Raw genomic sequence first — 17,863 nt, 5'->3', positions numbered from 1 at the left:
CACTACGCACTGCCTGCCGCGCGCACGGCGACGGAGAAGTTTCATTTATCGAAAGTCAGTTCCACAGCAATCGCACCCTAGCCATCCCTGCCACCCGGCACTGACCGGGCCGCAGGGGTACACGCTGCCAGGGGTTGGTTCCGCTGACGGTGCGGGGACGGTGGTTTCCCCATGATCATGTACCTGCTCATGATGCTGACGGCAGCAGGCGTTTCGTTCGCCGCGACCTGGGGCGCACGGTTCATCGGCAACAGGCTCGAACTTTTCTCGCCGATCCGCAGCCGCGACACCCACTCCCACAAGGTCTCCAGGCTGGGAGGCCTGGGCATCTACGCAGGGTTCCTGGTGGCGCTGGTCGTGGCGAGCCAGTCATTCTTCGTCAAGGACATCTTCCGCGGCAACGCCTCCCCGTGGGGGGTCCTTGCCGGCGCCACGCTGATCGTCATTGTGGGCCTCGCCGACGACCTGCTCGACCTGCGGTGGTGGGTGAAGCTGATCGGCCAAAGCGCCGCTGCCATGGTCGTGGCCATCTGGGGCGTCAGGATGACCATCGTCCCCTTTGTTCCCGAGCCCATCATCCTCGAGAACGAGATGGTCCGCATCGTCCTCACCGCCGGGCTGATCGTGACCACCATGAACGCCTTCAACTTCATCGACGGACTGGACGGGCTGGCCGCAGGAGTAGCCATCATCGGCGGTGCAGCGTTCTTCCTGACCGCATACTGGGTGCACCGGTCGGCAGTGCTGCTGGACTATTCGGACCTTGCGACGCTCCTGACCGCGGTAGTGGTGGGCAGCTGCGTGGGCTTCCTGCCCCATAACTGGTTTCCCTCGAAGATCTTCATGGGCGACTCCGGCGCCATGCTGATCGGTCTACTGCTGGCCTCCGCGGGCATAGTGTCGACCGGACAGATCACCTCCGGCCTCTACGACCGCGCGAACGGTATCCCCACGATCATTCCCATCCTGCTGCCCTTCGCCGTGTTGTTCCTGCCACTGCTGGATCTTTGCCTGGCTGTCGTACGGCGGACTGCGCTGGGTCGTTCGCCCTGGTCAGCCGACCGCGGACACCTGCACCACAAACTCATGGACATCGGCTATTCCCACCGGGCCTCCGTCCTCCTGATGTACGCATGGACCTGTGTCCTGGCCTTCGGCGGTCTGGCTTTCGCGATTTTCCCGTGGCAGACGGTACTGGCCGTGGACGTTGCTGCGGCCGCCATCATGGCCGTGGTCACCGCGTGGCCTTACCTTCGCGACAAGGCACCCGGAGCGGGGCCGAGGTCGGAAGCGGAGTCTGAGGCCGAAGCTGAAGCGGCGGGGCAGGAGTGACCTTTGGACACCCTTTTCCGAATAATTTCTATCTCATGTAGAATTTCAGTGCAGCTCTTCGCCGCACCCTCCCTTGCCAGCCCGCAGTACACGACGATTGGGATCTTATGACCTCCAACGCCGAACCCGGACACAGATCCGGCAACGGACCCGTTGGTGTCTCCGGCCCCACAAAGTCGCTGTGGCTGGGACTTTTGAAGCTGAGCGCGGGAGCGGCGCTGGCCGGCCTTGTGCTTGCCGGCATACCGGCCGCCATGCTCAACGGCTCCGGGGGAGTGCTGTCCAGCACTTTCGGCGGACTCCTGGTGATGGCCTTCTTCGGAATCAGCCTCCTGGTCGGCCATTTTGTCGGGCGGAACAATCCATCGGGTGCCATCGGGGTCTTCGTAGTCACCTACTTCGTCAAAGTAGTTGGGTTTGCCCTGGTGCTCTTCGTTATCGGTGCTCCCGCCTGGCTTCATGGCCGCTGGTTCCTGATCGGCGCGGTTACCGCCGTCGTATTGTGGCAGGCAGCAGAGATCTACGGATTCAGCAAGGCCCGCCTCCGGATTTATAACGACCCCCAACCCGTGAAAGACGGCAATGATGAACAGCCGTAATTCGAAGCGAAAAAACATGCGGGAAATCCCCAAATCCACCCAAGGTTCAGCAGGCGTATCTTCCGATGGCGGGGACGGCGGATACAACGCCGGCATCGCCGTCTTCAGCTACATAATTGGCGGAATCATCGTCTGGAGTTTGATAGGGTGGGGTCTGGATTATCTGTGGGGAACCCGCTGGATTGTGCTCGCAGGCGCTCTGCTTGGAGCTGCGGGAGGGTTCTATCTTTCTCATATGCACGGCCTCACCAGTAACAGAACGTCAACTGGTGAAGACAGTGCAGCCAGCGGCCCGTCCAAGGACGAGGAACAGTAATGCCTAACAATTTCACAAGGGGAAGGGCGGACACGATGATCGCCGGACCCTCACCAACGCCCAATGATGGACACTGCAGAGAGGAAACGCGTTGATCGCGCTTGCGCTCCCGGCCCAAGATTCAGGAGAGTTCAATCCTCCTGGAATTGAAGAAATGCACCTGCCGGCAATCCTGCCGTGGGGTGCGGCAGACGGATTCTCCAAGCAGATGCTGCTGGTAATCCTGTCGGTCGTCATTATCGCTACATTCTTTCTGCTAGCTGCGCGGAAGCAGCAGCTTGTTCCCGGCAAACTGCAGTTCGCAGGTGAGGCCGCCTACGGCTTCGTCCGCAACAGCATCGCCAAGGACATCATTGGCGGCAAGGACTTCATGAAGTACGTCCCGCTGTTGTTCAGCCTCTTCTTCTTCATCCTGGTGAACAACATCTACGGCGCCATCCCGCTGATCCAGCTTCCGAGCTTCTCGCACGTAGGCGGCGCCTACGTTCTGGCGGCCATTGTTTACCTGACCTGGATCGCCATTGGCGTGAAGAAGAACGGGATCAAGTACTTCAAGCTGGCCACCGTTCCCACGGGCGTGCCGGTCTACATTCTCCCGATCGTTATCCCGATCGAGATCATCTCCAACTTCCTGGTCCGCCCGGTCACGCACAGCCTCCGTCTGTTCGCCACCATGCTGGCCGGTCACCTGATCGTGATGATTGCCGGTTCCGGCATCGAGTACCTCGTCATGCAGGAGAACATCCTCCTCAAGGGCACCTCCGTACTGGTGCTCGTCGGCGCTATCGCCATGTACATGCTGGAAGCGCTGATCATGGCGCTGCAGGCTTACGTTTTCACGCTGCTGACTGCCATCTACATTGAAGGCGCTCTGCACGCGGACAGCCACTAGGCACCCACATACTTCCCCTTCGCGGGGATGAAGCAACCCAAACAACCTGCCACACGGGTGGCATCTTGAAAGGAAGAAAAATGGAAGGCTCCATCAACGGCTCCCTCAACCTCATCGGCTACGGCCTCTCCGCTATCGGCGGTGGTATCGGTGTGGGTCTCGTGTTCGCGGCTTACATCAATGGTGTGGCACGTCAGCCGGAAGCCCAGCGCGTCCTGCAGCCGATCGCATTCCTCGGCCTCGCGCTGACTGAAGCACTCGCCATCCTCGGCCTGGTCTTCGCTTTCGTTCTCTCCTAATCGTTAGAACCTAGCGAACATCCAGAACCGAGTAGATAAGGACGGGTGAAATATGAATCAGACGATCATCTCAGCCGCCACCGAAGGCACTAATCCGCTCGTTCCCAACCCTTGGGAAATGGGCGTAGTCCTGGCCGGCTTTGCTGTCCTCTTTTACATCGTGGTCAAGTTCGTTGTCCCGATGTTCGAGAAGACGTTCGCAGAGCGTGCCGAGGCTATTGAAGGTGGCATTGCCAAAGCCGAAAAGGCCCAGGCAGAGGCTTCTGCTGCACTCGAAGAGTACAAGCAGCAGCTCACCGACGCCCGTGCAGAAGCCAACCGCATCCGCGAGGAAGCCCGTGCAGAAGGCGCCCAGATCCTGGCGGACCTGAAGGAAAAGGCAGCTGCAGAGTCTGCCCGCATCACCGCCCACGCCCACGCGCAGATCGAATCCGAGCGCCAGGCGGCCGTTGTGTCCCTGCGCGCCGAAGTCGGCACGCTGGCCACGACGCTGGCAAGCCGCATCGTCGGCGAGTCACTGAGCGATGATGCACGTGCAGCCCGTGTGGTTGACCGTTTCCTGGCAGATCTGGAGAACCAGAACGCAGGTGCAGCTAAGTAATGGCAGGTGTATCGAGCGAATCGCTGACCGCGGCGCTGGTTGCGTTGGAAGCCAAGCTTCCCTTCGCTTCGCTGCAGTTGGCAAAGGAACTCTTCGGAATCCTGGGAACAGTGGACAGCTCGGCTGGCTTGCGCCGTGCCCTGACTGACCCGTCCCGCAGCGGCGACGAAAAGTCGGCACTGGTCAAGCAGCTCTTCGGTGGAAAAGTCTCCACCGATGCTGCGGAAATTGCGAGCGGACTGGCCGGTTCACGCTGGGCGTCGGCTCGGGATATCGGCGATGCACTCGAGACTCTTGCCGCTTCGGTGGTAATTGCCGTTGCTGAGAACAAGTCGGCCGTCTCTGCCTCAGGAATCACCGGACTGGAAACGCTGGAGAACGATCTGTTCGCCTTCAACCACGCCGTTGATTCCAGCCACGAGGTACAGCGTGCTCTGTCCGAGCCGCAGGCGAGCCCGGCTGCCAAGATTGCCCTCGCCGAAAAGCTCGTTCCCAATGCAAGCGAGGAAGCGAAAGTCCTTATCGGACAGGCAGTTTCGCATCCCCGTGGCCTCAAGGCGACCAACCTTGTGCGTCGGTTCGCCGAACTTGCAGCCAAGCGCCAGCAGCGCTGGATCGCAACGGTCAGCGTCACCCGTCCGCTGACGGAGTCGCAGACCGGCCGGCTGCAGGCAGGGCTGAACGCCCTGTACGGGCGCGAGCTCAAGATCAACATGAACGTTGACCCGGCACTGATCGGTGGCATCCGGATCCAGGTTGGTGACGAAGTGGTAGACGCTTCGATGCTCACCCGCCTGGGCCAGCTCCAGCGTCAGCTTGCCGGCTAACCGGACAAGCACAACTTAACTGATAGAAACCCCGGTCATCGTGACAACGATGATCACGAAAACAGGAGAGCAGGGACTGCAGATGGCCGAATTGACCATCAACGCCGACGACGTCCGTATTGCGTTGAACGAGTTCGCGGCGTCCTACGAACCCGGAAACGCAGAGCGCGTAGAGGTCGGCCGTGTGACCACCGCAGGTGACGGCATCGCCCGTGTTGAGGGCCTTCCCTCGGTCATGGCGAACGAGTTGCTTCGTTTCGAAGACGGCACGCTGGGCCTGGCCCAGAACCTCGACGTCCGCGAAATCGGTGTCATCGTGCTCGGTGACTTCACCGGAATCGAAGAAGGCCAGGAAGTCCACCGCACGGGTCAGGTTCTGTCCGTGCCGGTTGGCGACGCCTTCCTCGGCCGCGTGGTTGACCCGCTGGGCCAGCCGATCGACGACCTCGGCGAAATCAAGGCTGAAACCACCCGTGCACTGGAACTCCAGGCGCCCGGCGTGACCCAGCGCAAGTCGGTTCACGAACCGATGCAGACCGGTCTGAAGGCTATCGACGCCATGATCCCGATCGGCCGCGGCCAGCGTCAGCTGATCATTGGCGACCGCCAGACCGGCAAGTCGGCAATCGCCATCGACACCATCATCAACCAGAAGGTCAACTGGGCTTCCGGAGATGTCACCAAGCAGGTGCGCTGCATCTACGTGGCCATCGGCCAGAAGGCGTCCACCATCGCGGCTGTTCGCCAGACGCTCGAGGATAACGGCGCACTGGAATACACCACCATCGTGGCTTCCCCCGCGTCCGACCCCGCTGGCTTCAAGTACCTGGCTCCTTACGCCGGTTCGGCTATCGGCCAGCACTGGATGTACGGCGGCAAGCACGTCCTCATCGTGTTTGATGACCTCTCCAAGCAGGCTGAGGCCTACCGTGCAGTTTCACTGCTCCTCCGCCGCCCGCCGGGACGCGAAGCCTACCCGGGCGACGTCTTCTACTTGCACTCCCGTCTGCTGGAGCGTTGTGCCAAGCTCTCCGACGAGCTGGGCGCAGGCTCGATGACCGGCCTGCCGCTCATCGAGACCAAGGCAAACGACGTCTCCGCTTACATCCCGACCAACGTGATCTCCATTACCGATGGCCAGATCTTCCTGCAGTCGGACCTCTTCAACGCCAACCAGCGTCCCGCCGTCGACGTGGGTGTCTCCGTTTCCCGCGTGGGTGGCGCTGCGCAGGTGAAGTCCATGAAGAAGGTCTCCGGTACTTTGAAGCTGGAATTGGCCCAGTACCGCGACATGCAGGCGTTCGCAATGTTCGCGTCGGACCTCGACGCCGCATCGCGCCAGCAGCTGACCCGTGGTGCACGCCTGATGGAACTGCTCAAGCAGGGCCAGTACTCGCCGTTCCCGGTCGAGAACCAGGTTGTGTCCATCTGGGCCGGTACCAACGGCTACCTGGACGACGTTCCGGTTGAGGACATCAGCCGCTTCGAGACCGAGTTCCTGGAGCACCTGAAGCACAAGTCCTCCATCCTGACGACGCTGGCACAGACCAACGTCATGGACGACGACACCGCTGAAGCACTGAAGACCTCGATCGTGGCCTTCAAGAAGGGCTTCTTCGGCGAGGGCGACAACCTCCTGGTTGGTGCGGGGCACGAGGAATACGCCCCCATCGACGAGGCGCAGGTCGACCAGGAAAAAATCGTCAAGCAGAAGCGCTAGTTTCGCTGGCAGGGACTGCCGGGACCCCCACGGGTTCCGGCAGTCCCGGCCACCGGGATCTTAGGAAAGGATAAGTATGGGAGCCCAGATTCGGGTCTACCGCCAGAAGATCAGCTCGACGACGTCGATGCGCAAGATCTTCAAGGCGATGGAACTGATCGCTACCTCGCGCATCGGCAAGGCCCGCGCACGCGTAGCGGCTTCACTGCCTTACGCAAACGCGATCACGCGTGCCGTTTCTGCTGTCGCAAGCCAGAGTGAAATCGACCACCCGCTGGTCACCGAGCCCGAGCAGATCCGCCGCGCCGCCGTCCTGGTCATCACTTCGGACCGTGGCCTCGCAGGTTCCTACTCGGCAAGTGTGCTCAAGCAGGCGGAAGGCCTCACCGAGCTGCTCCGTGAGGAAGGCAAAGAAGTCAAGACATACGTCGTCGGCCGCAAGGCGCAGGCGTACTTCGACTTCCGCAACCGTCCCTACGCACAGGTATGGACCGGAAACACCGATTCACCGGTGTTTGCGACCGCTCAGGAAATCGGCGCAGCGCTGCTCGAGGATTTTGCCACCGCCTACGAAGAGGGAGGCGTGGACGAGATCCACGTCGTCTACACCCGCTTCAAGTCCATGGTGACGCAGGAACCGACGGTCATCCGCCTGCTTCCCCTCGAGGTCGTCGAAGAGCAGGCCGCGTCCGAATCGGACCTCCTGCCGCTCTACGAATTCGAGCCGGAAACGGAGCAGGTGCTCGATGCCCTGCTGCCGCGCTACATCGAATCACGTATCTTCGCCGCCATGTTGCAGGCAGCAGCTTCCGAGCTCGCAGCCCGTCAGCGGGCGATGAAGTCTGCCGGCGACAACGCCACGGACCTCATCAAGAAGTACACGCGTCTGCGCAACACTGCCCGCCAGGCTGAAATTACGCAGGAGCTTTCCGAAATCGTGGCCGGTGCCGACGCCTTGAACGCGTCCTAGCCAGCACGGTTGCGGATCCAGCTGTACCTGCACCAAAAGATAAACTTAACCCCCACGCCATCTACTGAGTGAAGTGAGAGAGATGACTGCCACCGCTACCGAACACGTAGCCGCAACGTCCGGTGCTACCGGCCGTATTGCACGTGTTATTGGCCCGGTTGTCGACGTCGAATTCCCGGCTGACGCAATCCCCTCGATTTACAACGCACTCACCACGGAGATTACTCTCAACGGTGAGACCAAGACCATCACGTTCGAGGTTGCCCTCCACCTGGGTGACAACCTCATTCGCGCCATCTCCCTGCAGGCCACCGACGGACTCGTCCGCGGCACCAACGTTGTGGACACCGGCTCGCCCATCACCGTGCCCGTCGGCGACGGCGTCAAGGGTCACATCTTCAACGTCCTCGGCAAGCCGCTCGACGTTGACGAGTCCGAGATCCAGGCTTCGGACCACTGGGCAATCCACCGCAAGGCTCCCGCCTTCGCAACCCTCGAAGGCTCCACCGAGATGCTGGAAACCGGCATCAAGGTGATCGACCTCCTCACCCCGTACATCAAGGGTGGAAAGATCGGTCTCTTCGGCGGTGCCGGTGTCGGTAAGACCGTGCTGATCCAGGAAATGATCACCCGTGTTGCCCGCAACTTCGGCGGCACCTCGGTGTTCGCCGGCGTCGGCGAGCGTACCCGTGAAGGTAACGACCTCTGGGTTGAAATGGAAGAGGCAGGCGTTCTCAAGGACACCGCCCTTGTATTCGGCCAGATGGATGAGCCGCCGGGAACGCGTCTGCGCGTGGCGCTGTCCGCACTGACCATGGCGGAGTACTTCCGCGATGTGCAGAACCAGGACGTGCTGCTCTTCATCGACAACATCTTCCGCTTCACGCAGGCAGGTTCCGAGGTTTCCACCCTTCTCGGCCGCATGCCGTCCGCCGTGGGTTACCAGCCGAACCTTGCCGACGAGATGGGTCTCCTCCAGGAGCGCATTACGTCCACCAAGGGCCACTCCATCACCTCGATGCAGGCCATCTACGTTCCCGCGGATGACTACACCGACCCGGCACCGGCCACCACCTTCGCACACCTCGATGCGACCACGGAACTTTCCCGTGAAATCGCTTCGCGTGGTCTGTACCCGGCCGTGGATCCGCTGACGTCGACCTCCCGTATCTTGGATCCCCAGTACATCGGCAAGGACCACTACAACACGGCTGTCCGTGTGAAGCAGATCCTGCAGAAGAACAAGGAACTCCAGGACATCATCGCCATCCTCGGTGTTGACGAACTGTCTGAAGAGGACAAGATCGTCGTGTCGCGTGCACGCCGCATCCAGCAGTTCCTCTCCCAGAACACCTACACCGCCAAGCAGTTCACCGGCGTCGAAGGCTCCACCGTTTCCATCAAGGACACGGTCGAAGGCTTCACCGCCATCTGCGACGGCGAGCTTGACCACATTGCAGAGCAGGCGTTCTTCAACGTCGGCGGCCTGGATGACGTTGAGCGCCAGTGGGCCAAGATCCAGGAACAGACCAAGTAATATGGCTGAGCTTGAGGTTGAGATTGTCGCAGCGGATCACTTCGTGTGGTCCGGAGCGGCCAAGATGGTCAAGGCCCGCACCAGCGATGGTGAAATCGGAATCCTGCCCGGCCACTCGCCCCTGCTGGCGATTCTGGCCGAGGGTGAACTGGCCATTGAGCCGGTTTCCGGTGAACGCATTGCTGTAGTTGTCGACGGCGGATTCTTCTCCGTCGACAACAACAGGGTGGTCATTGTCGCTGACAACGCCCAAATGGGTGAAGCAGCTACTGCGGGGATCCGCTAGCACGACCTTGATGAACGATCCTGGTTTTCCGTTCATCGCATTGGCAACTGTCTTTGCGTTGCTGATTTTTGCACTGTGCCTGTCCGGGGTACGCCGCTTTAACCTGCGGCGTGCCCTGGGCACAGTGGACGCCTCCATTTGCACGGCCGGAAAAGGCTGGCAGATGGGGGTTTGTCGTTATCAGGACAACGACCTTGAGTGGTTCAAGCTGCTCTCGCTCAGCGTCCGCCCCAAATACACGTTCCGGCGCAGCTCGCTGGAACTCGTGGGACGCCGTCAGCCTACTGAGGCGGAACTCGTGAAGGTCCAGCCTGACTCAGTCATCGTGGAACTTCACTACGAAGGCCAGGACGTGCTGCTGGCCATGAAGTTCGACGCCTACACAGGACTGTCCTCGTGGCTGGAAGCCGGGCCGGTCATCGGTGTGGGCACCTGGCGCTAACGCCGGTGGATCTTGTCGCTGACGTCCATCTGACCGACGGACCCGTGCTGTGGATTGCCTGGGCCGCCGGTGCCGCAGGCTTCGGCTGGCTGCTCTGGGCCCGCGGACGCCGCTGGCTCCTGAGTGCAGGCGCTGCCCTCCTGCTGGCCGCCGGCGTTGTGGCCACGGTGCACTGGCTGCTGATTTACATTTTTTCGACCCTGCCCGAGAGTCTCCCGCGCGAAGTACTCGCGTGGTTTGCGGCAATGGTCTTTGCCCTTTTCCTGGGGGTGCTCCGGCTGTGGAAGCTTCGACGGTATTCTCCGCCGGAGGGATCTTCTCCGCCGGAGGGATCTTCTCCGCCGGCCCGCCGGCCTGCCTGGCGGGGGAGGGCCGCCGCCGTGGCGTCGATCCTCGGCGTCCTGCTGCTAGGGGCCGTCCAGATCAACGCCTATTTCGGCCTGAACCATACGGTCAGTGATGTCATGGGCACGGCCGTAGCCAGGATCCAGCCCTTGGAAACCGGTTTGGAACGCCAGCCCGGGGCTGCCGCCCCTGCCGCCCTGGCAGCCTGGCGGCCGCCGGTGGAAATGCCCTCCGACGGCGTCGTACGGAAGGCACAGATCCCGGGCACTGATTCGGGTTTCAGCAGCCGTGAGGCGTACGTCTACCTGCCGCCGGCCTACCAGGCCGTGCCCCGCCCAGCGCTCCCCGTCCTGGTCCTCTTTTCCGGACAGCCCGGAGGGCCGGCCGATTGGCTTACAGGAGGGGCCCTGCGCAGCCGGATGGACCGCTTCGCAGCGGACCACAACGGCGTGGCGCCGGTTGTCGTGGTGGTGGATCCCAACGGAACAGCATCGGCCAATACTCTCTGCATGGATAGCCGCATCGCCAAGGCTGATACGTTTCTTGCCCGGGATGTGCCGCGCTGGATCGAGCAGACCCTGGACGTTTCCGCGGACCACCGACAGTGGGCTGCGGGCGGATTTTCCTTTGGTGCCACCTGCGCGCTGCAGATGGGAACACGCCATCCCGGCATCTACGCCTCTGTCCTTGCGTTCTCGAGCGAACGTGAGCCGGCGCTGGCGAAGGAGCGGCAGAAGACCATCGACGCCTCGTTCGGCGGCGATGTTGCAGCCTTTGATGAGCAGACTCCCTTGAACATCATGGCTAAAACGCGGTTTGAGGGTCACTCCGTCTATTTCGGCGCCGGTGCAAGGGATCCGGAGTTCCTTGCCTACATGGATGAGCTTTCCGCAGCGGCCCGGCGGGCAGGCTTCTCCGTTCAAGCTGAGCCGGTGGCCAACACCGGCCATTCCTGGGAGGCGGCGTCCAAGGCCCTTCCGGCTGCCCTGGATTTCCTGTCATCACGGTGGGGAATCGCGCCATGAACGGGCAAGCGAACCCTGCCCGGGTGATCGACAGAAAGGGCTCCGTGCCGGACGGCGGCGTCAGGTGGGCTGACGTTGCGCTTCGGGCCCTGCGCCGCACGCAGCAGCATTTCAAGGCCGTGCCGTTCACCCTGGCTGTCCTTGGCCTGTTCCTTGGCGCGGGCGCGGCAACCAACAGCTTCCTGTCCGGGCCTCCGGAAGCACTTCTTGACGTGGCCTCGGTGCACGCGACCGCCTTGAAGGACGGCCGCTGGTGGTCCATGTTTACCTCGCTCTTCTTCGCCACGAACCCGGCGGCGTACCTCACGGCCGCAACAATGATCCTGCTGTTCCTGGGCCTGGCCGAGCGCAGGCTGGGGACACTGCGGACCGCGGCGTTCTTCTTCGGCGGGCAGTTCGCGGCCGTCTCACTGTTTCTGCTGGTTACCCAGCTCGCCCGCTTCGCCGGGGACGGATGGCTGGGCCTGATGGTGGATGCCCGGCTCATTGGCCCCTACGCAGCTGTGCTGGCGGCCGTGCTGGGGGCCAGCGGCCTCGCGCCCACCCTGTGGCAACGGCGCCTTCGTACGGGCATTGTGTCAGCGTCGCTGCTCCTCGTCCTCTACGTCGGGCATCCGGAGACGGTGGTCGGTTTCCTGGGTGCCCTGGCGGGGCTTGCCGCCGGGTGGTGGATCCAGAGCGACCAGGGAACCCTCCACCGGCACCGCTCCACCGGCCGCGAGACGCGTAACCTTCTGGCCCTGATCGTGGGGATTTTTGCCGTCGGACCCATCCTGACCGCCGCCGTCCGCAGCCCCACCGGGCCGCTGGCGCTGCTGCGGGACGTCGTCCTTAATCCGTTGCCCACCCTGAGCCAGCTGGAGCAGAACTGCGGCGGCACTGTGGACGTGAGCTGCCTGGAAATCGGGCGGACGGGGTTTGCCGGACCGCTGGGCCTTGCGCTGGCCGTGGTGCCCGTACTGCTCCTGCTGATCTGCGCGGACGGCCTGCGGCGTGGCCGCAGGCTTGCCTGGCGGATCACCATCGGTGTCCAGCTGGCCGTCACGGCATTGTCTGCCGTGTACCTCACGCTGTTTGCCCGGATACCCCACTACCCGTCACGGCCGCACACGGCCGTCATGGGCTCAGGATTCGTCCATGTGCTCCCGCTCGTGGCTGTTCCGATGCTCCTCATGCTGCTGCTGTGGATTAATCGGCGCCAGTTCCGTGTGGAAACTTCGGCAAGAGGACGGCGTACCCTCACCCGGGTGCTGGCAGGAACCTGGCTTGCACTTGCCGGTACGTACACCGTGGCGTGGCTGGGAGCCGGCGGAATGGAACGTGACGGCGGACTGTCCGGGCTCGCGGCGGAGCTGGCACGCCAGTACCTTCCGGTTCCCATCCCCAGCCTCTACAACCGCATCTTCCAGGACCGGCAGTCGGTGGAGGCCTTCCTGTTTGCCTATTCCGGCATCGCGTTCTGGGCGGTGGCACTGGCGGGCGTGTGGGTGGTGTTGCTGGGGCGGCACCACGGTGCCGGCGCGGGTGTCGAGGAGAGGGATGTGGCCCGCCGGCTGGTGCGCCGCGGCGGCGACTCGCTGTCCTGGATGGCGCTCTGGGAACCGAACAAATACTGGTTCACACCCGGCGGCGATGCCGGTGTGGCCTACCAGCAGCATGGCAGTGTTGCCCTCACGCTGGGCGGTCCGTTCGGAGACCCGGCGCTGCGGGAGGAGGCCGCTGCCGGATTCATGCAGTACTGCGCCGAGCATGCGCTGGTGCCGTGCTTTTATTCCTGCACCGACGAGCTGTGGCCCATGCTGCACTCCCGTGCGTTCGGCCGGGTTGCCGTGGCTCAGGAGACGCGGCTGGCCGTCAGGGAGCTCGAGTTCAAAGGCAAAGAATGGCAAAACGTCCGTACCGCACTGAACCGTGCGCGAAAGACCGGCGTCACGGCCGTCTGGGGACGCTACAGCGGGTTGCCTGCGGCTCTGCGCGCCCAGCTCCTCGAGGTATCCGAGGAATGGGCTGCGCAGAAATCCGTTCCGGAAATGGGATTTACGCTCGGCGGCATGGACGAGCTGATGGATGACGACGTGCTGTGCTGCGTTGCCGTCGACCCTGACGGAGTGGTGCATGGCGTGACCAGCTGGCTCCCGGTATATGAGGAGGGACGCGTGGTCAGCTGGACGCTCGATTTCATGCGCCGGCGGGAGGACGGATTACCCGGAGTCATGGAGTTCCTGATTGCCTCCGCAGTGCTTGAGCTGCGAAATTCGGTTGAAGTTATTTCCCTCTCCGGCTCACCCCTGGCTAAGGAGCCCGAGGAAGCGGCAGTGTCCGACGCACCTCGGGATACAGACCAGGAAACCGGCCGGGACACGGAACAGGAACCGGACCGGGGGAGCGGGCGGGAGCCCGAGGCCCTCACCGCGATCCTTGATGTGGTGGGGCGGGCACTCGAGCCGGTGTACGGCTTCCGCTCCCTGGCCACTTTCAAATCCAGGTTCAAGCCTGATTACCGCACGCTCTACCTCTACTACCAGGACCCCCTGCAACTGCCCGCGATCGGCCGGGCCCTGAGCCGCGCCTATCTGCCGGGCCTTTCGGTCCGCCAGAGCGCACGGCTGCTGAGGACGATGGTCCGCTAATTCCATAAAGCCGGTCGAAGTTTATGGGCATCATGATTTCAGATTCCGAAAACATTTGTGACAAGCAACAATGCGTCGCAGGAGCCAAAGGAAAATGCCCAAAAAAATGATCCCCGGCACTAATGCCGGGGATCATTAATTCGCAGGACGCCGCCGAACGGCGGCAATCCGACGAGGGACTAGACCAGAGTTACGCCGGTAGCCTGGGGGCCCTTGGCGCCCTGGCCGATCTCGAACTGAACGCGCTGGTTCTCGTCGAGGGTCTTGAATCCGCCGGTCTGGATCTCAGAGTAGTGAACGAAGACATCACCATCGGAGTCATCCGGGGTAATGAAGCCGAAGCCCTTTTCAGCGTTGAACCACTTGACGGTTCCCTGTGCCATTTATTTCTCCTCATTATGGAACTTGGTTAAGCCCGGCACACTTCGTGCCGTGCTTGGTCACTCCGCGAGAAGAATCCTGGCTTGCCGCCCGGTGGTACCGGACACTAGCTGACGAAGCTTCGCGCTCGCAACATGTCTTGCGAGCATGAAAAACACCTACACAAAGACTTATATAAGAATTTCACGTGGGTTGCGTCAGGTCAACGGGCAAAAGAGGGAATTCGATAAATTTTGCGTAAAGCCCTCGTGAACCCCTTCGTTATGACAGTGTGCACCGGGCTAGTGACCGGCCGCCTATTTAGAAGAGGCGCGATTCGCTATCATCCACGCCGCGCATGGCGTCGTAGTCCAGGGTGACGCAGTCGATGCCGCGGTCGTTGGCCAGCACCTTGGCCTGCGGCTTGATCTGCTGGGCGGCGAAGATGCCTCGGACCGGTGCCAGCAGCGGATCCCGGTTGAGAAGCTCAAGGTAGCGGGTCAGCTGTTCGACTCCGTCGATATCGCCGCGCCTTTTCAGCTCAATGGCCACCGTGGCGCCGTCGGCGTCCCTGGCGAGGATGTCCACGGGGCCAATGGCGGTGAAATACTCGCGCCGGATCAGGGAAAATCCGGTGCCGAGCCGCTCAATCTGGTCAGCCAGCAGCCTCTGCAGGTCGGCCTCGACGCCGTCCTTGATGAGGCCCGGATCCTGGCCGAGCTCATGGGACGTATCGTGCAGCTGCTCGTGGATGTTGATGATGAGCCGGTCATCTGTCTTCGCGGACTGGACGGTCCACTGTTCAGTGACGCCGAGCTCCAGGTCCACCTCGTCGGGAGTGGAGACCCTCAGGCTGGCCGGGGGACTCATCCAGTTCAGCGGCTTGTACGAGCCGCCGTCGGAGTGCACCAGCACGGACCCGTCCGCCTTGACCAGCAGAAGCCGGGTGGCAAGGGGGAGATGGGCCTTGAGGCGGCCGACATAATCAACAGAACAACGGGCTATGACTAAACGCACCCGGTAAACACTACCTTCTGGGCGCCGCACAGCGACAGCAGGCGACAGCACAGTTCGCCTGCTGGGGCAGAATGGAAGCATGCCCCGTTCCAACCGCCCCCGCCGTGCCGCCTCCGGAAAACTGGGGCAGGCCAGCCGCAAGCACGCGGCGGGCCCCGTGCCGGAGCTGGATCTTGAGCGTGCCCGTTCGGGGATCGCACGGCGGGAGAGCGCCCCCGACGGCGAATGGATGGTCCGTACCATGACGGCCAAACGTGCCGAAAAGGCCTACATCTGCCCGGGTTGCTCAACTGCCGTCCTCCCCGGAGTGGAGCACCTGGTGGTCTGGGCGGAGGACCACCTCTTCGGCGCGGCCGCGGGCCTTGCGGAGCGTCGGCACTGGCACTCCAACTGCTGGACGTCACGCACGTACCGCTATCGCTAAGCTGTTGGTCATGACTTTTGACCCGGCGTCGTTCGTATTCAGCCAGCCTTCCGCAGCAACCGCCATCCGGGCTTCAACAGTCCTCCCGGCCCGCCGGGAAAACATCGAATTACGCACCGAGGACGGTCACGTCCTCGTCGGCGAGCTGGCTGTCCCGGAATCGGGCGGGATCAACGCCACGCTGATCACGCTGCATCCCCTTCCTACCCACGGCGGCTTCATGGACTCGCACGTGTACCGCAAGGCCTCCTACCGGTTGCCGGCACTCGCCGGCGTCGCCGTCCTCAGGTTCAACACCAGGGGGACGAGTTCGCCCCGCGGCACCAGCGAGGGCCGGTTCGAGGAGGGTGTCGGCGAACGGCTCGACGTCGAGGCGGCGGTCCGGTTCGCAGCGTCCAGGAACCTGCCCAACCGCTGGCTGGTGGGCTGGTCGTTCGGAACGGAGCTGGCGCTGATGTACGGCGCAACGGAGCCGGTGGCATCCCTGGTGGAAGGTGCCGTGCTGCTTTCACCTCCGCTGCACCGTGCCACCGACGCGCACCTGCGGGAGTGGGCAGCCGCAGGGAAGCCCCTGAAGGTGCTGGTTCCCGAGCACGACGACTACCTCCAGCCTGCGGCCGCTGAGGAGCGCTTCAGCCTGGTGCCGCAGGCCGAGGTTGTGGGGGTCGACGGCGCCAAGCACCTGTGGGTGGGGGAGAAGTACGCCGCCCGCGTGCTCAACGAGATCGTGGACGAGGTCACGGCGCGGGGCGCTGGTCCCGAGGGCCTGCCACAGGAATGGAACGGGCCCGTGGCCTCGGCAGCGCCGTAAGCCCCGGGGCTAGTGCTTGTCCTGGCGGACGATGAAGATTTCCTTCACGAGCAGCATGACCGCGGCGGCGGTGGGAATGGCGATAAGGGCGCCGAGGACGCCGAGCAGGCTGCCTCCGGCGATCACCGAGATGACAGCCACAGCGCCCGGCACGGCCACAGCCTTTTGCATGATGCGGGGCGAGATGAAGTAGGCCTCGAACTGCAGGTAGGCAAAGTAGCAAATAGCGTAGACAAGGGCGGTCTGCCAGCCTGCGGTCAGTGCGATCAGCGTGACTACCACGCCCGCAATCATTCCGCCGACCAGGGGGATGAACGCCAGCAGGGCCACAACGAACGCCAGCAGCACGGCAAAGGGGACGCCGACGATGGACATCACGATGAACGCAAACGTCGCGTTCAGGAGGGCTACGCAGGCCTGGCCGATGACGTAGTTGCCCACTGACCCGGTGATCTCTTCCGAAAGCGCTTCCACCCGGGCCCGGCGGGAGCGGGGCGCGAGCCGGTACCCCCACTTCTTCATGGCGGGGAGTGCAGCAAGGAAGTAAAGGCTGAGCACGAGGACGATGAGGGTTCCGAAGAGTCCGTTGGCCACCGTTGATCCAAAGCCCACGACGCCGCCGAAGATGCCACCCATGGCATCCGGATTATTGACGAACTTTTCCAGCTCCTGCGTAATGCGTTCCCGCACGCCGAACTGGTCGTCAACACTGCGGAAGAAATCCGAGTCAATGAAGTCCTGGATCCAGCGGGGTGCCTCCTGCACGATCTGGGTCACCTGCTGGACGATGGTGGGGATCAGTGTGGCGAAGAAGCCGGCGACGGCCGAGACGAGGACCGTGACCGACACCAGGATGCCGATGGGCCGGGGAAGCTTGCGGCCTTCAAGCCAGCGCACCACCGGATCCAGGCCCAACGCGATGAAGAGCGCGGTCACAATCCAGAGCAGGAGCTGCGTGGTGTTGGACCCGATCCAATACACGAGCAGGGCCAGGCCGACGCCAACGGTGCCCATGAAGCCCATATATAAGGGATGCTGTGACGACATCCGAGGCCCCGGATGTCCAAAGCGGGTGCCGGTCTCGGTTTCGGGAGTCGTGGCGTCTTCGTCGAAGTCGGGCGGCATTTCGAAGCGGAGCCGGGGCTGCGCTCCGGGAAGGGGCGTCCGCAGCCTGCGCAGCAATGCCGCGGCCAGGCCCGGCAGCACCGGTTTGCGCTCGTGCTGCGAACTGCCCGGGACACTCTCGCGGGTACCGGATCCGGGTGTGGCTTCCTGTCCTGGGGTGGACGAATCCGTGTGTTCAGTCACTGCGTTTTGGGGCCCTTTACCGTCTGTGGCGCCGCTGCTGCGGGACCGTGTGATGATCATCGCAAACACTATCAGCAGGCCTGTCAGCGCCCCGTTTTCCCCTTGGCGAGCCCGGTTGCCCT

General features: G+C 62.9%; 19 protein-coding genes. 16 read left to right on the top strand and 3 right to left on the bottom strand.

The window, feature by feature from the left end:
- Positions 1 to 171: 171 nt before the first annotated feature.
- The 14 genes from ACSQ12_RS13590 to ACSQ12_RS13525 all read left to right on the top strand — a co-directional run bounded on the left by ACSQ12_RS13590 (position 172) and on the right by ACSQ12_RS13525 (position 13,821).
- Positions 172 to 1,332, top strand: a complete 1,161-nt coding sequence (locus ACSQ12_RS13590) for an MraY family glycosyltransferase (RefSeq protein WP_209743674.1) — start codon at positions 172 to 174, stop codon at positions 1,330 to 1,332.
- Between the two features lie 107 nt (positions 1,333 to 1,439).
- Positions 1,440 to 1,931, top strand: a complete 492-nt coding sequence (locus ACSQ12_RS13585) for a hypothetical protein (RefSeq protein ID WP_209743676.1) — start codon at positions 1,440 to 1,442, stop codon at positions 1,929 to 1,931.
- Between the two features lie 16 nt (positions 1,932 to 1,947).
- Positions 1,948 to 2,247, top strand: coding sequence for a hypothetical protein (locus ACSQ12_RS13580; RefSeq protein WP_011692453.1), 300 nt, complete (start codon positions 1,948 to 1,950; stop codon positions 2,245 to 2,247).
- Positions 2,248 to 2,338: 91 nt separating this feature from the next.
- On the top strand, positions 2,339 to 3,139 hold the full coding sequence (gene atpB, locus ACSQ12_RS13575) for a F0F1 ATP synthase subunit A (protein ID WP_011692452.1): 801 nt from the start codon (positions 2,339 to 2,341) through the stop codon (positions 3,137 to 3,139).
- An 80-nt stretch (positions 3,140 to 3,219) separates the two neighbouring features.
- On the top strand, positions 3,220 to 3,438 hold the full coding sequence (atpE, locus tag ACSQ12_RS13570; RefSeq protein ID WP_011692451.1) for an ATP synthase F0 subunit C: 219 nt from the start codon (positions 3,220 to 3,222) through the stop codon (positions 3,436 to 3,438).
- 52 nt (positions 3,439 to 3,490) lie between these two features.
- Positions 3,491 to 4,039, top strand: coding sequence for a F0F1 ATP synthase subunit B (locus ACSQ12_RS13565; RefSeq protein WP_011692450.1), 549 nt, complete (start codon positions 3,491 to 3,493; stop codon positions 4,037 to 4,039).
- Positions 4,039 to 4,866, top strand: a complete 828-nt coding sequence (locus tag ACSQ12_RS13560) for a F0F1 ATP synthase subunit delta (RefSeq protein ID WP_436065731.1) — start codon at positions 4,039 to 4,041, stop codon at positions 4,864 to 4,866. The genes ACSQ12_RS13565 and ACSQ12_RS13560 overlap by 1 nt, the downstream gene beginning before the upstream one ends.
- An 82-nt stretch (positions 4,867 to 4,948) precedes the next feature.
- Entirely contained in the window at positions 4,949 to 6,586 is a 1,638-nt protein-coding gene (atpA, locus tag ACSQ12_RS13555) for a F0F1 ATP synthase subunit alpha (RefSeq protein WP_436067000.1), read from the top strand.
- A 76-nt stretch (positions 6,587 to 6,662) separates the two neighbouring features.
- Positions 6,663 to 7,556 (top strand): F0F1 ATP synthase subunit gamma, encoded by an 894-nt coding sequence (locus tag ACSQ12_RS13550; protein ID WP_011692447.1) that lies wholly within the window; start codon positions 6,663 to 6,665, stop codon positions 7,554 to 7,556.
- Positions 7,557 to 7,638: 82 nt separating this feature from the next.
- Positions 7,639 to 9,093 carry a F0F1 ATP synthase subunit beta gene (gene atpD, locus ACSQ12_RS13545; RefSeq protein WP_209743680.1) on the top strand — a complete coding sequence of 485 codons (1,455 nt, stop codon included), beginning with the start codon at positions 7,639 to 7,641 and terminating at the stop codon, positions 9,091 to 9,093.
- 1 nt (position 9,094) lies between these two features.
- Complete coding sequence (locus ACSQ12_RS13540; RefSeq protein WP_011692445.1) at positions 9,095 to 9,379, top strand: F0F1 ATP synthase subunit epsilon; 285 nt, start codon at positions 9,095 to 9,097, stop codon at positions 9,377 to 9,379.
- Between the two features lie 10 nt (positions 9,380 to 9,389).
- Positions 9,390 to 9,821 carry a DUF2550 domain-containing protein gene (locus ACSQ12_RS13535; protein ID WP_436065730.1) on the top strand — a complete coding sequence of 144 codons (432 nt, stop codon included), beginning with the start codon at positions 9,390 to 9,392 and terminating at the stop codon, positions 9,819 to 9,821.
- Between the two features lie 5 nt (positions 9,822 to 9,826).
- Positions 9,827 to 11,191 (top strand): alpha/beta hydrolase, encoded by a 1,365-nt coding sequence (locus ACSQ12_RS13530; protein WP_436065729.1) that lies wholly within the window; start codon positions 9,827 to 9,829, stop codon positions 11,189 to 11,191.
- Positions 11,188 to 13,821, top strand: a complete 2,634-nt coding sequence (locus tag ACSQ12_RS13525) for a bifunctional lysylphosphatidylglycerol flippase/synthetase MprF (protein ID WP_436065728.1) — start codon at positions 11,188 to 11,190, stop codon at positions 13,819 to 13,821. Before ACSQ12_RS13530 ends, ACSQ12_RS13525 begins: the two co-directional genes overlap by 4 nt.
- A 179-nt stretch (positions 13,822 to 14,000) precedes the next feature.
- Here ACSQ12_RS13525 and ACSQ12_RS13520 read toward each other — a convergent pair whose 3' ends face one another.
- Both ACSQ12_RS13520 and nucS read right to left on the bottom strand, forming a co-directional pair.
- Positions 14,001 to 14,204, bottom strand: coding sequence for a cold-shock protein (locus tag ACSQ12_RS13520; RefSeq protein WP_011692441.1), 204 nt, complete (start codon positions 14,202 to 14,204; stop codon positions 14,001 to 14,003).
- Between the two features lie 298 nt (positions 14,205 to 14,502).
- On the bottom strand, positions 14,503 to 15,198 hold the full coding sequence (nucS, locus tag ACSQ12_RS13515; protein ID WP_011692440.1) for an endonuclease NucS: 696 nt from the start codon (positions 15,196 to 15,198) through the stop codon (positions 14,503 to 14,505).
- 79 nt (positions 15,199 to 15,277) lie between these two features.
- Here nucS and ACSQ12_RS13510 point away from each other — a divergent pair, with 79 nt between their 5' ends.
- The gene (locus tag ACSQ12_RS13510) at positions 15,278 to 15,622 is read left to right on the top strand and encodes a hypothetical protein (protein ID WP_043482553.1); all 345 of its coding nucleotides are present in this window, start codon (positions 15,278 to 15,280) and stop codon (positions 15,620 to 15,622) included.
- Positions 15,623 to 15,632: 10 nt separating this feature from the next.
- Entirely contained in the window at positions 15,633 to 16,433 is an 801-nt protein-coding gene (locus ACSQ12_RS13505; protein WP_436065727.1) for an alpha/beta hydrolase, read from the top strand.
- Positions 16,434 to 16,442: 9 nt separating this feature from the next.
- Here the strand turns inward: ACSQ12_RS13505 and ACSQ12_RS13500 are convergent, their stop codons facing one another.
- The gene (locus tag ACSQ12_RS13500) at positions 16,443 to 17,741 is read right to left on the bottom strand and encodes an AI-2E family transporter (RefSeq protein WP_436065726.1); all 1,299 of its coding nucleotides are present in this window, start codon (positions 17,739 to 17,741) and stop codon (positions 16,443 to 16,445) included.
- Positions 17,742 to 17,863 lie beyond the last annotated feature (122 nt).

It is taken from the genome of Arthrobacter sp. LjRoot14 (assembly GCF_964253905.1).
In the GTDB taxonomy this organism is placed as follows: domain Bacteria; phylum Actinomycetota; class Actinomycetes; order Actinomycetales; family Micrococcaceae; genus Arthrobacter.
The sequence above is the reverse complement of the archived record's forward strand: the minus strand, read 5'-3'. Positions and strand labels throughout refer to the sequence as shown.

Bases quoted from the DNA above. Each gene is read 5' to 3' on its own strand.
- ACSQ12_RS13550 (WP_011692447.1), top strand. From the start codon at position 6,663: ATGGGAGCCCAGATTCGGGTCTACCGCCAGAAGATCAGCTCGACGACG.
- atpD (WP_209743680.1), top strand. From the start codon at position 7,639: ATGACTGCCACCGCTACCGAACACGTAGCCGCAACGTCCGGTGCTACC.
- ACSQ12_RS13525 (WP_436065728.1), top strand. From the start codon at position 11,188: ATGAACGGGCAAGCGAACCCTGCCCGGGTGATCGACAGAAAGGGCTCC.
- ACSQ12_RS13560 (WP_436065731.1), top strand. From the start codon at position 4,039: ATGGCAGGTGTATCGAGCGAATCGCTGACCGCGGCGCTGGTTGCGTTG.
- atpA (WP_436067000.1), top strand. From the start codon at position 4,949: ATGGCCGAATTGACCATCAACGCCGACGACGTCCGTATTGCGTTGAAC.
- ACSQ12_RS13510 (WP_043482553.1), top strand. From the start codon at position 15,278: ATGCCCCGTTCCAACCGCCCCCGCCGTGCCGCCTCCGGAAAACTGGGG.
- ACSQ12_RS13585 (WP_209743676.1), top strand. From the start codon at position 1,440: ATGACCTCCAACGCCGAACCCGGACACAGATCCGGCAACGGACCCGTT.
- ACSQ12_RS13520 (WP_011692441.1), bottom strand. From the start codon at position 14,204: ATGGCACAGGGAACCGTCAAGTGGTTCAACGCTGAAAAGGGCTTCGGC.
- ACSQ12_RS13540 (WP_011692445.1), top strand. From the start codon at position 9,095: ATGGCTGAGCTTGAGGTTGAGATTGTCGCAGCGGATCACTTCGTGTGG.
- ACSQ12_RS13590 (WP_209743674.1), top strand. From the start codon at position 172: ATGATCATGTACCTGCTCATGATGCTGACGGCAGCAGGCGTTTCGTTC.
- ACSQ12_RS13505 (WP_436065727.1), top strand. From the start codon at position 15,633: ATGACTTTTGACCCGGCGTCGTTCGTATTCAGCCAGCCTTCCGCAGCA.
- ACSQ12_RS13535 (WP_436065730.1), top strand. From the start codon at position 9,390: ATGAACGATCCTGGTTTTCCGTTCATCGCATTGGCAACTGTCTTTGCG.
- ACSQ12_RS13565 (WP_011692450.1), top strand. From the start codon at position 3,491: ATGAATCAGACGATCATCTCAGCCGCCACCGAAGGCACTAATCCGCTC.
- ACSQ12_RS13580 (WP_011692453.1), top strand. From the start codon at position 1,948: ATGCGGGAAATCCCCAAATCCACCCAAGGTTCAGCAGGCGTATCTTCC.
- atpE (WP_011692451.1), top strand. From the start codon at position 3,220: ATGGAAGGCTCCATCAACGGCTCCCTCAACCTCATCGGCTACGGCCTC.